The following is a 15077-nucleotide window of genomic DNA, read 5'->3' on the forward strand; positions in this document are numbered from 1 at the left end:
ACATGACCGTACAGATCCTTACGCTTGCGATCGTGCTGGGCACAGTCGTGGGAGCGCTCCTCTACAGTCAGCGGCAGGCCCGCGTCGCTTCGATGACCGAATGGGCAGTCGGCGGCAGGCGTTTCGGCATCCTGATATTCTGGTTTCTCAACGCGGGCGAGATTTACACTACTTTCGCAGTGCTCGGGATTTCCGGCTATGCCTGGGCTTACGGTGCTCCTGCTTATCTTGCCCTGACATCGGTCTCGCTTTCGGCAGTGATCGGATATTGGCTGATGCCGCGCATCTGGGATGAAGGCCGCAAACACAATCTCGTGACGCAGGCCGATTTCTTCCAGGAGCGGTATCGCGCGAAATGGCTGAGCGTCGTCGTGGCTGCCGCCGGCATTCTTGCCCTGATAGTCTATGTTCAGATCCAGATCACGGCATTGAGCCTGATTCTCAGGCTGACGCTGGGTACGCAAGTGTCCCCGATTGCTTCAGCAGTCGTCGCTGCAGTTGCGATGATCGCGTTCGTTTTTGTTGCGGGATTGCGCTCCGCCGCCTTTGCCGCTGGCGTGAAAGACATTTTGATGCTGGTAGTGGTTGTTCTGCTATGCGCCACAGCGGCGTCCAAGGTCGGCGCATCTTCGATGCTTGATATTTACGCCCGCGTTCAGGACATGCACCCCACCATCGGCAGCTTTCCGGGCTTGCAGCCAGAAGCAGGGCTGACGAGCACATGGCTAATGACCGCCGCGCTCAATGTTGCGTTGGGCAATTGGATTCTGCCACATCTCTTCCAGCTTTGTTATTCCGCACAGGATCGCCGCACGATCCGACGCAATGCGGTCCTTCAACCGCTCTATTCGCTGTCTTATTTCTTCATCATCATGTTGGGCTTTGCAGCATTGCTGGCTGGAGTCGATCCGCCAGGTGGTGATACCAATGCGGCGCTGCTTACATTCGTGACCATGAATTACCCGGCATGGGCAATCGGACTGTTCGCCGGCACGGCGTGCCTTTTGGCCCTTGTTCCGGGATCGGTTCTTCTGCTGACGGCGGGTTCGCTGTTCAGTAGGAACATCTTCAAGCCGCTCGTCCCGACGCTCGGCGAGCGGGGCGAGTTGCTGGCGTCACGCCTCTCGCTGCTGGTCTTTGCGGCAATTGCCGTATGGCTGACGCTGGGCGCGAACCGATCGCTCGTGGACATCGGACTGTCGGCCTATGCTGCGGTCGGTATGCTTGCGCCCGGGGTGTATTTCGCGTTCTTGTGGAAGCGAGCAAATGCAATCGGGATCTTCGCCGGCATCGTCGCGGGCTATGTCGCCTTGCTACCGCAGTTCGCGCCGATGTGGGCCGAGCTTCTGCCTGGGTTTGAGACGGGGCTGGTGGCAATGGCGATAAATGCCATGATTGCCGCGCTCGTATCCGTACTGGTCTCGCCGGTCACTCCCGCTCCGCGTCAGGCAATGTCCACGACTTGAGGTTGTTTTCCAGCAGGGAAAGGAGCCGCGCCGGGGCACCATTGAGCTGCCGACCAAGCCGATGGATGAGACTAACCGTGGAATCCTCAAGTTCGGCATCGAGCAGTGGGCGAGCGACAAGGCTGCCGTCAGCGAGCTCGGCCAGAGCCGAAATGCGCGGCAGCACGGTAACGACATTGCCCGCCTTTGCGACATCTCTCATCATCTGGATGGAAGTCGTCACCAGCATCGGCTCGAGCGCGATCCGGGCTCGATGTTCGGCTTGGGCAAGGATCGCACGGATACGAAAGCCCTGCGGAGGCAGGCATAGCTGATATTCGGCGAGCGTATTGAGGGAAACCGACTGCAGTTCGGCAGCCGGATGATCAGGGGCGCACAGCACCATGAGCGGTTCTTTCACCGCCAACCGGGTGCGCACCTTCGGCTCGTCCGTGACATGCAGAATCATCCCGATGTGGACGTCGTCTTCGAGGACCATTCGTACGATCTGTGCGCTGGGTCCGCTATCGATGATGATTTCGATGCCGGGATTCTGGCGATGGAACTGCGCGATCGTCCCTGCAAACGCATCACCCATGAAACCTTCTCCGATGCCCAGAACCACACGCCCTGTCTTGACATCGCGAAGCTCCTGCAGCTGGTTCACCAGGCTTTCGCGATCGGTCAGTTGCTTGCGATGAAATTCGAAAACGAGCTTTCCAGCCTCGGTCAGCTTGATCGAGCGGCGTCCGGGTTCAATCAGGCTCATCCCGAATGTTCGCTCGAGCTGGCTGATCTGTCTGCTGATCGAGGACACGGCGACCCCGATTTTCTCGCTGGCGAGCCGCATCGAGCCTCTTTTCGCCGCTTCGTAGAAATAATTCAGTGCGTTATCCCACATGTAATTACCCTTTTCATGCACCTGCGCTTCTTTCCGAGCAAGTTGGACCACTGCGGATTTTGCATAAAACGCAATAAATGTAACGGTTCATTGCTATTGCCGTGCGGAGAGCTTTCTCGCAACAGCGTACCTGCCTGGGATCAGGGCCGGGAAAGGTCGAATCGGAGATAGAGGGTTGAACAAGCGTGAACGTGTTGCTTGGCGGGGGTATATCCCCGCGATCACGACACCATTCGATGAAGACCAGCAGGTCAACTTGCGGGCGTTTAGCGAATTGCTGACCTGGCTCGAGGCAGAGGGTATGCACGGACTGGTGATCGCAGGGACCACGGGTGAATGGACCAGCCTTTCTCCCGAGGAACGTGTTTCCTTGTTCGCGACTGCAGGTGATACACTCCAAAGCCGGATTCCGCTGATTGCTGGCTGCACGGCATTCACCGCAAACGAAGTCGTCGACTTTTCACAAGCGGCGGATAGCAGCGGGTTCGAGGGAATTCTCGTCACACCACCGCCTTATATCCGACCGTCGAACGACGAGATTATGGATTTTTATCGCGACGTATCGACACGCTCTGCACTGCCCGTTTGCGTTTACAATTGGCCTCCGGGAACCGGCATCGATATGGACATCGGCCTGCTAGAGCGGATCGCGCAGCTTGAGAACGTCGTCGCGATCAAGCAATCGACATCCGATTTGCGCAAGTTTGTGCAAACCTTCTTTGCCCTCAATGAAACCGTAAGGGTGTTTGGCCACTCGATGGATGAGCACGGTCTCGCCCTACTCGAAGCGCGGGGCGGCGACGGCACGATGGGGGCCGGAGCTGTGTTAGGAAAGGCACATCCCGATTTCTACAACCGCTTGTGGCAAGGCGACGTCGATGGCGCGCGTGCCTGCGGACGCAAGGATCGCGTGATACTCGATGAGTGGTATACGCCGGAACTGGTCGGCCTTTTCGGATCGGGACCGGCAATTCTGAAGGCGGCACTGAACGTTCAGGGTCTACCTGGCGGGTACGTCCGCCGACCACTGCATGATCTTGCGCAGGAAGATCTCGGCGCAATCAGGGAGACGCTGAACGCCATCGGACGTATGTAAGGAGCAATGAGAAAATCGGATGTTCTTATCGTGGGAGGCGGCCTCATCGGCTGCGCCACGGCATGGTATCTTGCCCGCGAAGGAGCCAAGGTCACACTCCTCGATTCCGGGGACTTCGGAATGGGCGCTTCCGGCCAGAACGCCGGGTCGCTGCATTTCCAGCTTGAGCGCAGGTTCCTTGAGAACGGTGACGCCCTTGCCGAGCAGGCGGCGCGTATCGCAGCACTGAGCCGTCTCGCCATATCCGACTGGTCTTCACTCGAAGCCGATCTCGCGACGGATTTGCATATCACTATGAATGGCGGCCTGATGGTTGCCGAAACGGCGGAAGAATGCGCTTTACTGGAGCGCAAGATCACGCGAGAAAACGCCGAAGGGCTGCAAACCAGAATGATCGATGGCGACGAGGCCCGGCAAATCGCGCCTTATCTGTCAGAAGCAATTTGCGCTGCCGGTTACTCGCCGGACGAAGGCCATGCCGACGCACGTCTGGTTACACATGCGATTGCCATCGCGGCAGCCAAGGATGGCACGGTCCTGCGCCCGCGCTGCCGGGTGCAGTCGATCGAAAAGGCAGGTCGGAAGTACGTCATCAGCACTGCCGAGGAGCAATTCGCGGCCAGTCAGATCTTGATCGCCTGCGGCGCCTGGAGCGCTCACGTGGCCGCCATGCTGAACCTGCATATTCCGCTGTTTCCAGTGGGTTTGCTGATGAACGCAACCGAGCGCGTCGCCCAAGCCGTTCCGCACCTGGTTCAGCACGTTGGGCGGCGCCTCTCGATGAAGCAGACTCACTCGGGCAACTTGCTTATCGGCGGCGGTTGGCCATCGCGCATGGCTCTTGATGCGGAGGGGCGGTTTGCACTGTATCGACCGCCTGCCGTTATCGAGAGTTCCCTACGCGACAACTTACGGGTGGCCATTGACGTCGCTCCGATGATAGCAACAATCAGTCTTATTCGCAGTTGGACCGGCATCACCGCGATCAGTGCCGATCAATTGCCGATCGTCGGCGAAATACCGGCCATGCCCGGGTGCTGGGTGGCCGGTGGCGGTTCCGCCTTCACGCTTGGTCCCACTTTCGCCCGCCTGATCGCGCAATCGATGAGCGGGAGGAAATGCGGGGAGCTCGAGATCGTCGCGCCTTCGCGTTTTTCGCATCTTAACAGTTTCATGGGGCAGTGATGCGCCTACATCATGGCATAGACCGAGGAAGGCGTATCCAGATCATCATTGATGGCGAACGGGTCGATGCCTTCGAGGGGGAGACACTTGCAGCAGCCATGATAGAGCAGTCACCCGCGTTCCGAAGAGACACCAAGGGTATGGCGCGCGGTATGTTCTGTAACATGGGGACATGCGGCGAATGCACCGTCACCCTGCTTCCAGGTGGGCGGCGCGTACGCGCTTGCCTGGTACCCGCCCAGGTCGGGATGGACGTGACCCGTGACTAACCATTACGATGTCGCGATCATCGGCGGCGGGCCGGCCGGGCAAGCGGCGGCGCTCACGCTGGACGATCTGAAGCTCAAGACCGTTGTCATCGACGAACAGCCACGCGCCGGCGGCCAGATATTGCGCCAGCCACCGCGATCCTTCCAAATACCAGCCTGGATGGAGGACAGGACTTACGCTCCGCTTGTAAAACTGCTGCGTCGGTTCGAGGCGCAAACCAGTATCAACTGGATCGGCAGCCATTCGGTGATTGGTCTTCGCCGCAGGCCCGACGGTCTGTTTACGCTTACCCTTTGCTCACCCGATGGCTTGCGATTGGTGACTGCCGCCAGAGTTCTGATCGCTGCAGGATGCCAGGATCTGGCGGTGCCCTTGCCGGGCTGGACTCTGCCCGGCGTTTATTCGGCGGGGGGAATGCAGGCGCTTTTGAAGGCGCAGCGTATTGTCCCCGGCGGGCATATTGTGCTTGCCGGCACCCATCCTCTGCAACTGCTTATCGCCGCGCAAATCGTGGAGGCGGGAGGGAGCGTGGCAGCCGTGCTGTTCTCCCAACCACGCGGCACCATGCTTAAGGCCGGTATACGCAATGGCTTGCGCGCGCTTGACCAGTTGAGCGCGGCTTTTCCTGCGATTCGCGCGCTCGCCACTTTGCGAAGACATGGCGTGAAAGTGCTTTACAACGCACCGATCCAAGCGATCTGCGGAACCGACAGAGTGGCGGCGGCGCAGCACCCAGGCGGCGAAATCGTCTGCGATGCAGTTGGCCTGTGCTACGGATTCGTAAGCCAATCGTCTCTGCCGCGTATGATGTCTGCCAAGATGCGCAAAGCAGGACCGGCTGGCGGCTGGGCTACGCTCTGCGATGAATGGATGCAATCCAGCATACCGGGCCTTTACGTCGCCGGTGAAACCACCGGAATCGCCGGGGCGAATGCTGCTATGGCAAGCGGAAAGATCGCGGGGTTCGGGATTGCCGCAGAGCTCGGCGCAATCAGCCAGGACGAAGCGGCACGTCGTGTGTCCAGGCATCGGGCGAACCATCGGAGTTTGCTTCGCTTCGCCCGCCTGCTTGACGAAATCGCCGATCCGCGACCGTTTTTTCCCGCCTTGCGAGACGATACGCTGGTGTGCAGGTGCGAAGAGGTCGCCTTAGCGCAGATCGACCCGGTTCTGGATGGCAGATCGGCAAATGCGGTGAAGCTCGTCACCCGGTGCGGGATGGGCTTGTGCCAAGGGCGTAATTGCGAACCGACATTGTTACGCTTGCTCGACAATCCAAACGATCCTGGCTTCACCGCACGGTTCCCCGCTCGGCCAGTTGCGATCGGCGATCTTGCTACTTGACCCATTTTGCGCTGAGCGCAACGTAATCGTCTCTTTCGCGCGATTGCAAACAAGCTTCACCGCCGTCAGTCTCGAACCGGAAGCGATACAGAGGCGGGCCGGTCCATGAGCGAATTACCCTCCAAGCCAAAATTTCTATCGGTCGACCACATATCGTGGACGGTTCGCGATCTTGAAAAGGCCGTGGCTTTCTATTGCGAGGTGATCGGGGCGCAAGAACTGTTTCGGCTCGGTCCTCTCGATGCGGCGGACATGCCAAAAGACGAGCAGGGACGCGACTGGATGGAAACGCATGTCAACGTGCCCAACGCAAAACTGACGCTCGTGATGCTCAAGCTGACCGACAACATGAAGTTCCAGCTTGTTCAGTACGACAAACCCGACGACCGACGCACTGACCTTCCCCGCAACTGCGATCTGGGTGGTCATCATCTTGGGCTGAAAGTTGACGACGTAGATCGGGCAGTCGCCTACCTGACGGCGAATGGTTGCATCGCGATGGAGACGATCTTCATCGAGGACGGTCCGCTGGCGGGAAAGAAAAACGTCTATATGACCGATCCGTTCGGTCACAGCCTTGAAATTGTGGATTGAGGGCGAAACATGACCATGGAGCGTATCAACCCGGACAGCCTTTACGATGCCGTGTCCTACGGTTTCTCCCATGCCAGCCTCCAAGATGGAGGAAAGACGATCCATCTTGCAGGGCAGGTCGCCTGGGACGCAGACCACAACGTCGTTGGTCCCGACGATCTAGCGGCACAAACCAGACAGGTACTGGACAATTTGCGCGCCGTGCTTGTGGCGGCGGGTGCGACACCTTCGGATGTCGTCAGGCTGCGCACATATGTAGTTGATCACAGACCCGAAAAGCTGGGCATCATCGTACCCGAGATTGCCAAATTCTACGGGGAGGTCGATCCGGCTCCCAATACCCTTGTCGGTGTTGCGGCGCTGGCGCTTCCCGATTTCCTGATCGAAATCGAAGCGACTGCCGCGATTTCTTGACGGTGTGACAGCAGCAGTTCCCAGCGCTCGCTGCGGCTTGCGCATTGTCTAAAACGGGGGCCATTGGCCCGAATGCAAGGAGTGATAAGATGGTCACGGCACGCATAAAATTCAGGGCCGCATTGACCCTCGTACTCTCTGCAACACTGAGCGCATGTGCGACTTACCCGACCGAAGAAGACGCGACGAATGCAGAAATGTCGATCGACCAGCTCAAGGCCGTCCGAGGTTACTGGGCCTACGATGGGCTGGTCACATCGCAAGGCCAGTCGCTGCCGATCGACGGTGTCTTTCTCTTCGAAGGTGGAGTGTTTCTCCAACAGGCAGTGATGGGCGATCCTGCCGATTCCGCAGCGGAAGCGATGGCCCATGCCGGCCCCTATACGGCGACGGAAAAGGGCGTCGATCTCAAGGCGCAGCAAATCATCTCGATTTCCGGCAGCATGGAACGGCCATTGTCGTTCCGCGCAAATACGGATCATCAACTCACGGTCACCAGATCGGACGATAATCTCAAGCTGGTTTTCGGCAGCGGTACCGTACAAACCTTCACCCGCATCGCATCAGGCCCAGCCGAGATTTACACATTCGACAACGGCAGGCTCGCCTTCATCGACAATCGCTTCATACTCGTGCTCGGCGATAGCACCGAAGCCGTCAGCGGTTATGGGACGTTCACGAGGTCTGGCGACAAATTAGCGCTGAACGCCGAACGCTGGGCGAGCGCCACAGGTACCGATGCGGATATTGCGGCAAACAAGCAGATCGTCGCACATTTTGACGGTAACACCCTGACCATCGCACCCAACCGTTCCTTCAGGATCATCAAAGACGATCGCTGACTAGATTTCCAGGATGTCGAGAAGCCTGCTCGATCTTGATCGAGAAGAACGACTATCTGATATACAACAATATTCCAGGCGGCGTGCTTGCGGTGTCCCAAGCGCCGATATTCGAGCGTCGTTCGCTAGATCCTTCCTCTTGATCTGATGCTGCCGGAAGCCCTGCTGACAGAAGTACAGCGAAAGTCAGCATAGTAGCACGAGGAAATTTCGTTTGTGGGGTCGGCGGCTGGTATCCGAGCGATGAGTGCGGGCGGACAATGCCGTGGTGGATATGCCAGCGTTCGATCAGGAAGGTAGCGTCCGTGAGCGTATCGAGATCTCCCCGTCGAGCAGCGCGTCCCGGGAATTGCCGTTGAAACTCTCATCTCCAACATTCTCCCATGGCGAATCTGGCTCGATGTGAAGCGTCTCACGGCGATCATACTGAGCCCCCCGCGCACGGCATGGGAGGTGAAGTCAGCGCCATTATCGCTGCAGATGTGATCGGGCAGATCATGACGGCCGAACAGTTGGGTAAGCGCGGCCAAGATATCATCGCTCCTTGGCTTGCGCTGGGTATGGATCGCCAGACACTACCTGCTGTGGTCGTCGATCAATTGCCACTCTCTGTCATCCCTTAGACAGTTGAAGCCGTCCCCAAGGACAACACCAGATCCAGCGACTAATCCGAGGCGGACCGTTGCATCGATGATAGGAGGCCGAACCTTCACTGCGACGGCGTGGTGCCATGCATCGCGGTACCCGGGAGGGCCGTCGGGCCGAAACGCGCCCACAAGGCCCATCCGGCAGGCAGCTCCCGCTCTTGACGTGAACACGGCTTGCCAAACCACCAACTCCATTATAGTAATTAAATATTATGTTTTGCAATGGGGTTGGTGCCGAGCAATGACGAAAACCATCGTAGGTTATGCGAACCGTCTTTCTGTTAGGAGCGGTGACGAAATCGCTTTTCATGCCTCCACTTACGGATCCGGAGCGACCGACGTCAGCCTAGTCAGGTTGACTGGCTGCGATGACCCGGACGATGGGGGTATCTTCGAGGAGACCGAAATCGCCGCGGAATGGGCTGGACGAGTCGAGATACCGCACCAGCCGATCTTCGCCGGTTCTTATGCCGCCGCCGATGGTGTTCGCGCTATTGCTGGAGACGGTGGCATCCACTTCGCGGTGTTCGTTTGGCAAAATGAATGGGTCAATAGCCGCCAGTGCCTGATGTCACTTGGCAGGAACAAAGGCGGCGCCCGGCTCGAACTATACCTCGAGAACAATGTACCGCAGGTTGTTTGCGGGGACACCGCAGTGACAAGCCGGCCCATTTCTCCCCGCCGCTGGACGCTGCTGCTAATCGATGTCGATGCAAGCGGTCAGGTGAGTATTCGGCAGGCCCCTGCACCGGAACACGGTCTGGAAATGCTGCATACCCATGCCCCGTTGGGCGATGTGTGGAACGATTTTCATAGTGCGCCTGGCGGCGATGAGAGCGCGTCTCCTCTCGAATGCTGGTTTGGCGCCGCCAATCGCGATGGGCGCCCGGCTCATGCCTTTGATGGCAAGCTCGAGCAGCCGGCGTTCTTCGATCGCGTGCTACGCGACAGCGAGGCGGGCCTTTACTGGAATACCGCACCGGGTGAGCACGCCGGGTTGCCTTGCAACCACCTTTGGGACTTCGCCAGTCACATCTCGGGTCAAGTCGCTGAGGATAGAGGTGGTGCATCGCGTCACTGCCGCATCGTCAATTTGCCGACACGTGCCGTCTGCGGCCGCAAATGGGACGGCACGGTCCATGACTGGACGGTCGACAGTTCGCACTATGGCGCCATGCACTTTCACAGCAATGCGATCGCGGACGCCGAGTGGAAACCATTCGCCAGATGGACAGTGCCCGCTGATCTCCCCAGCGGACTCTATGCTGCGAAGCTCGTGCAGAGCGAGAGCGACGATTACGTGCCATTTTACATCCTGCCTCAACTGGATGCGGCGAAGCCTGCGATCGCATTCCTCGCGCCGACCGCTTCCTATCTCGCCTATGCAAACTTCTGTATCCAACCGCAGTTCGCTGCGCTCTATCCGCAGATGCGAGAAGATACGGAAGGCGATGCGCTACTTCGCGCGCATCCCGAATTCGGGGGTGGTCTTTACGACATGCATCCGGATGGGAGCGGCGTTCATTATTCATCGCTGCATCGCCCGATCGTGAACTTCCGGCCCAAAGCGTCGAACTGGGCGTTCACAGCCGATGGCGACATCATCGCCTGGCTGGAACAGACCGGGGAGACTTACGACACAATCACCGACGATGCGCTCCATCGCGAGGGCATCGACCTGCTCGACGGATATCAGGTCATCGTGACGGGCACCCACCCGGAATACTGGTCGACCACGATGATGGAAGCGCTCGAAGCCTGGCTCGCGCGCGGTGGGCGGCTCATGTATATGGGGGGTAACGGGTTTTACTGGCGGATCGCCTTCGATCCCAACGGCACGGATTGCATCGAAGTCCGCAGGGCAGAGGACGGTACGCGGGCCTGGCTGTCAGAGCCCGGCGAATACTATCATTCCTTCTCCGGTGAACTGGGCGGCCTGTGGCGGCGGCTTGGCAGAACCCCGCAATCCCTGGTCGGAGTCGGCTTTTCCGCGCAGGGTTTCGGGGGAAGCACCCACTACCGCCTGACCGAAGCTGCTGCGGATCCGCGCGCCGCCTTCATCCTAGAAGGTGTAGAAAGCGAGGTGATTGGCGATTTCGGTGCGCATGGCGACGGTGCGGCCGGAGAGGAGATAGACCGCGCCGATTTCGCGCTCGGCACGCCTGCTCATGCCATCGTGATTGCCTCTTCGGAGAAGCACAATGCGCTCATGCTTCGGGCTAAGGAGGAACTGCTGCAAACCATGCCGCCAGGCATTGAGGACCCCGAAGTCCGGGCCGATATGGTGTTTTTCGAAACCGCCAGCGGCGGCGCGGTCTGGTCAACCGGCTCGATCGCCTGGGCGGGGAGTTTGGCGCATAACGACTATGGCAACAATGTTGCGCGAATCTCCACCAACGTACTGCGGCGCTTTGCCGATGAGGAGCCCTTCCGGCTTCCCTAGTCGAACAATTGACCCAGAACCATCTCGTTGAAGCGCTCGACCAGAAGATCTGATTCCTCTGGCGGGATGGCCAAGGCCATCCGAAAGGCGCTGCCCGAAAGATGGCACATCATGAAACACTCGATGCGCTTTGTCGGACTGGGCTCCCCGCCCAGTTCGACGAACGCTCATACAGACGATCACCGCTTTCCCGGCTGTCCGCCAGGTTGATCTCCTCAATATCGCGATCCGCTTCGCAACCTGACAAGACGTCGCGCAGAACCGGCTCGTTTTGGAAACGCCTGAAAAGACGCCATGTCATGCGGCGCATGGATTGCTCGAGGCTGACGAGGTCGGTCGCGTCCATGGCCGACGTCGAAAGATCCTCGTTGAACTGCTTGAAGTATTCCTTGGCCAGTTTGGCTAGAATGGCCCGCTTGTTGGGAAAGTAGCGGTATACCGAACCGATCGGAACATCCGCTTTGACTGCCACTTCGGTCAGCTTGAGCGCATCGCTTCCCCGCTCGTGGATCAGTTCAGACGCTGCTTCAAGGATACGCTCGAATGTTTCGCGGCTGCGTTTCTGTCGGGGCGTGGCTCTGACATGGAGTGGCCTGGTTTCCGTCATCCCCGCCCCATAGGCGGGCGCACTGCTGAGAAACAAGTTTGACATCAAAAAACATGATGTTTACTTATGTTTTGAAACATGAGGAATCGTCATTTATTTTTCGCTAGCCGCAGCTCCACCTAGCGGCGGCTTGCGTGTCACGCATCACGCAGACGTAGGAATGTGCCGCGCAAACCCAACCAGGACAATGGCGCAACATAACTAAGGGAGAGGATCAATGAACCAATCGTCAGCCGTACGGGTAGCAAGGAGACTTCGCTCGCACCTCCTTCTTGCACCGGTAATGGTATCCGTGCTGGTGGTTTCACCGGCTCTTGCCCAGGTCGAGTCACCCGACACGCAATCGGCCGATAACGCCGATAGCGTTGGTTCTCCGCACAACCCTAATACCATCGTCGTGACAGCGCAAAGGCGCGAGCAGGACCCTCAGGATATCGGTGTCGCTATCACCACGCTGGGTGGCGAGGCTCTTGCAAGCCTGGGCGTAACCGACAGCACGGATATCGATTCCCAGGTGCCCAATCTCGTTATCGATCCTATTGCCGGTTCCGGCACGCAGCCGGTCGTGTTCCTGAGGGGGGTCGGACTTAACGATTTCTCGTTGAATAACAGCGGTCCGGTGGGGCTCTATTTCGACGACATCTATCTCAGTTCATTCAGCTCGCAGAACTTCCTCCTCTTCGATCTTCAGAGGGTCGAGGTATTACGAGGACCGCAAGGGACGCTGTATGGAAAGAACACGACCGGCGGTGCCATCAATTATATTTCCAATCCGCCAGCCGACTATTTCGACGGCTATGTTCAGGGCTCCATCGTGGAATTCGGCGGCTACGAAATCGAAGGTGCCGTAGGCGGACCGATCACCGAGGGCGTGAATGCCCGTATCGCCGTTGCAAGGCACTTCGCCGATGGTTTCTTCGTCAACGAGTTGACGGGTAAGCGCAGCAATGGGACCGATCTCTGGGCGCTCAGAGCTTTTCTCGAAATGGAGCCCTCGCCCGATGCACGGTTGCTCGTGCGGTTCCGCGCGGACATCAACGACACGCCCTTTTCGCAGTATGAACGTTACGAAACGATCGATCCGGCGACCGGCGTGGCGTGTTCCACGGATCAGTCATTGGCCGGCCAATGTGTGGATGCGCTCGGCTATCGCGACACGACCGGACGATATCGCGGGAATTTCGACCGCGAAGAAAGAATCGACCGCGAGGTCTACGGCCTCTCGGTCAAGGGCGAGTTCGCGCTTGGTAACGTCGACCTGACTTCGATCACTTCTTACGAAGAGGGGCAGAATTTCCTTCCAGAAGACTCTGACGGCAGCCCATTGCAGCTTCTGGCCATCAACGTGGGCGCGAAGACCGAGACATTCACACAGGAATTGCGGTTATCAGGCGAAAGCGATCGATTGAACTGGATTGTCGGAGGATATTATCTCGACGAACGCATCCGTCAGAACCAGACGGCCGATCTGTTCCGAGAATTGCGTTCGACAGTGGCGGCACTGGCTCCAATGACCAATCCCGGAGGCTTCGATCCTCTTGGTACGGTTCTTGGTGCACCGATATCCTTTTCACGTCACAAGAACCTGCAGAATTCGCAATCGCTTGCCATCTTTGGGCGCGTGGAATTCGCCCTGACCGATCAGCTGACGGTAATCGGGGGGCTACGTTATACGAAAGAGGAAAAGGAACTACGTTCCGAAGCGCTTTTCGAAGAAACTGCATTCACCCTGCCGCTTTATGATGTCGATCTCGACTATTCAGACGATGATATTTCTGGAAATATCGCGATCAATTACCGGCCGGACCCCGATTTGCTCCTTTATGCCAGTTATTCGAAAGGCTTTAAGAGTGGCGGCTTCAATGGCGGATTCCTCTTACGGCCCGAAGAATTGGGGCCGTTCGGATCGGAGCAGCTCCACGCTTGTGAAGCGGGTGCTAAATGGTCCCTTCCGGGATACATCGGCTACGTCAACCTGACGTCGTTCTATTACGACTATTCAGACCTTCAGGTCTTTACTCTGGCTAATACAGGCGGCGTGCCTGCGACTGTTCTCGACAATGCGGCGAATGCCGAGATCTACGGGGCAGAGGCCGAGCTGTTCCTGAACCCATTCGACAATCTAAATGCCACATTTTCTTTCGGGTACCTCGAAAGTGAACTGGTCGATTTCGTCAGTGCTGGCGTCAGTCAGGCGGGGAACAGGCTGCCGCGGACACCGGAGATCACTTTCAGCGGTGCTGTGTCCTACAAAGCCGATCTTTCAGAACAGCTTTTCCTGAAACCGAGCATCAATTTCACTTACACCGACCACCATTTTTTCTTGACGGAGAATCAGCCCCTTGCGGCCCAAGACTCCTACTGGCTAGTCAATGGCGAGATGGCCATCGGTTCGGATCATGGATGGCAGCTCGTCGGATTCGTGAAGAACCTGTTCGATGTCGAATACAATGCGAACATCAACGATCTGTCGGACTTGGGTTTCTATCAAATCATCGTGGGTGCGCCGCGCACCTTCGGTGTGCGCGCCCGCATGGATTTCTAGGAGCTATCGGGCAATCCAGTTGCGCCCCATCGGCGCCCGATGCCTTGCCGAAAACGGGCAGGCTGACGGCGTATGGGGGCAGCCCCGTTCTTATAGCGGGATCCCGTAGATAAGCTGCTTGGCTTCCTCGATGAGCCTTTCGCCCTCGTTCTCGCTCAACGTAAGCGCGGTGCGGATGGCGAACGCACTCATCCCAAGCAGCAAGAGAATCCGGTTTCGAACCTGATCGGCATCGGCGTCGGGCGAAAAACGGATGTAGGTTTCGGTCAAAAGCCGAGCCAGGCGATCATCGTCCTTCTGGTTCAGCCTTTGCAGATCGCGATCAGCCTCCATCATAGCCCATAACTCGCGTAAGAAAGTCGCATCCCCGCTGTTGCGGTGGGCGGTCACGAAGGCCTCGGCGAACATGGTCCTGACGTCTTCTGCGCTTTCGCATTTCGCAGCCGCTTTCTCGACGCGATCGTAATTCTCGTCGAACTCGCGCAATGCCAGCCGCGCAATGACCGCACCCTTCGAGGGAAAGAACTGATAGACCGTCGCGACATTGACCTCCGCCTCCTTGGCAACGCTATTGAGGTTGAGGGCATAAACACCGTCTCGCTCGATGGCCTTACGGCTGAATTCCATGATCCTTTCGACCCGGCGTCGGCTGCGGTCCTGTAAGGGCGTGCGCCCCAGGATCTCCTCATCCCAATCATCTGCATCAATCAATGTCATCGCTTTTCCTTCGTTTCGAGCATGGCA

General features: G+C 58.1%; 14 protein-coding genes. 11 read left to right on the plus strand and 3 right to left on the minus strand.

The features are described 5' to 3' along the window. Positions 1–2 precede the first annotated feature (2 nt). The gene (locus tag L5849_RS07815; protein WP_236925120.1) at positions 3–1466 is read left to right on the plus strand and encodes a sodium:solute symporter; all 1464 of its coding nucleotides are present in this window, start codon (positions 3–5) and stop codon (positions 1464–1466) included. Here L5849_RS07815 and L5849_RS07820 read toward each other — a convergent pair. Beyond that, complete coding sequence (locus L5849_RS07820) at positions 1429–2346, minus strand: LysR family transcriptional regulator (protein WP_236925121.1); 918 nt, start codon at positions 2344–2346, stop codon at positions 1429–1431. The genes L5849_RS07815 and L5849_RS07820 overlap by 38 nt on opposite strands. A gap of 175 nt (positions 2347–2521) precedes the next feature. On the opposite strand from L5849_RS07820, the gene L5849_RS07825 reads away from it, so the two are divergent. The 9 genes from L5849_RS07825 to L5849_RS07860 all read left to right on the plus strand — a co-directional run bounded on the left by L5849_RS07825 (position 2522) and on the right by L5849_RS07860 (position 11181). Next, a complete protein-coding gene (locus L5849_RS07825; RefSeq protein WP_236925122.1) occupies positions 2522–3442 on the plus strand; it encodes a dihydrodipicolinate synthase family protein in 921 nt (306 codons plus the stop codon). A 6-nt stretch (positions 3443–3448) separates the two neighbouring features. Next, positions 3449–4627 carry an FAD-binding oxidoreductase gene (locus tag L5849_RS07830; protein WP_236925123.1) on the plus strand — a complete coding sequence of 393 codons (1179 nt, stop codon included), beginning with the start codon at positions 3449–3451 and terminating at the stop codon, positions 4625–4627. Further along, positions 4627–4896 (plus strand): (2Fe-2S)-binding protein, encoded by a 270-nt coding sequence (locus tag L5849_RS16135; RefSeq protein ID WP_368735728.1) that lies wholly within the window; start codon positions 4627–4629, stop codon positions 4894–4896. Before L5849_RS07830 ends, L5849_RS16135 begins: the two co-directional genes overlap by 1 nt. Continuing rightward, on the plus strand, positions 4889–6241 hold the full coding sequence (locus L5849_RS16140; protein ID WP_236925124.1) for an NAD(P)/FAD-dependent oxidoreductase: 1353 nt from the start codon (positions 4889–4891) through the stop codon (positions 6239–6241). Before L5849_RS16135 ends, L5849_RS16140 begins: the two co-directional genes overlap by 8 nt. Before the next feature lie 105 nt (positions 6242–6346). Continuing rightward, positions 6347–6835, plus strand: coding sequence for a VOC family protein (locus L5849_RS07840; RefSeq protein WP_236925125.1), 489 nt, complete (start codon positions 6347–6349; stop codon positions 6833–6835). A gap of 9 nt (positions 6836–6844) precedes the next feature. Then, positions 6845–7249 carry a RidA family protein gene (locus L5849_RS07845; RefSeq protein ID WP_236925126.1) on the plus strand — a complete coding sequence of 135 codons (405 nt, stop codon included), beginning with the start codon at positions 6845–6847 and terminating at the stop codon, positions 7247–7249. Positions 7250–7338: 89 nt separating this feature from the next. Then, the gene (locus tag L5849_RS07850) at positions 7339–8091 is read left to right on the plus strand and encodes a hypothetical protein (protein WP_236925127.1); all 753 of its coding nucleotides are present in this window, start codon (positions 7339–7341) and stop codon (positions 8089–8091) included. A 446-nt stretch (positions 8092–8537) separates the two neighbouring features. Then, positions 8538–8714: a hypothetical protein gene (locus tag L5849_RS07855; RefSeq protein ID WP_236925128.1), complete on the plus strand. Its 177-nt coding sequence runs from the start codon at positions 8538–8540 to the stop codon at positions 8712–8714. Positions 8715–8979: 265 nt separating this feature from the next. Continuing rightward, positions 8980–11181, plus strand: coding sequence for a N,N-dimethylformamidase beta subunit family domain-containing protein (locus L5849_RS07860; RefSeq protein WP_236925129.1), 2202 nt, complete (start codon positions 8980–8982; stop codon positions 11179–11181). Between the two features lie 109 nt (positions 11182–11290). Here the strand turns inward: L5849_RS07860 and L5849_RS07865 are convergent, their stop codons facing one another. Continuing rightward, positions 11291–11788 (minus strand): TetR/AcrR family transcriptional regulator, encoded by a 498-nt coding sequence (locus tag L5849_RS07865; protein WP_236925130.1) that lies wholly within the window; start codon positions 11786–11788, stop codon positions 11291–11293. Positions 11789–12005: 217 nt separating this feature from the next. Between L5849_RS07865 and L5849_RS07870 the strand changes: the two genes are divergently transcribed. Next, complete coding sequence (locus tag L5849_RS07870) at positions 12006–14333, plus strand: TonB-dependent receptor (protein WP_236925131.1); 2328 nt, start codon at positions 12006–12008, stop codon at positions 14331–14333. Between the two features lie 90 nt (positions 14334–14423). On the opposite strand, the gene L5849_RS07875 is transcribed toward L5849_RS07870, so the two are convergent. Beyond that, the gene (locus L5849_RS07875; RefSeq protein WP_236925132.1) at positions 14424–15050 is read right to left on the minus strand and encodes a TetR/AcrR family transcriptional regulator; all 627 of its coding nucleotides are present in this window, start codon (positions 15048–15050) and stop codon (positions 14424–14426) included. Positions 15051–15077: the final 27 nt, after the last annotated feature.

This window comes from Erythrobacter sp. SN021, assembly GCF_021864455.1.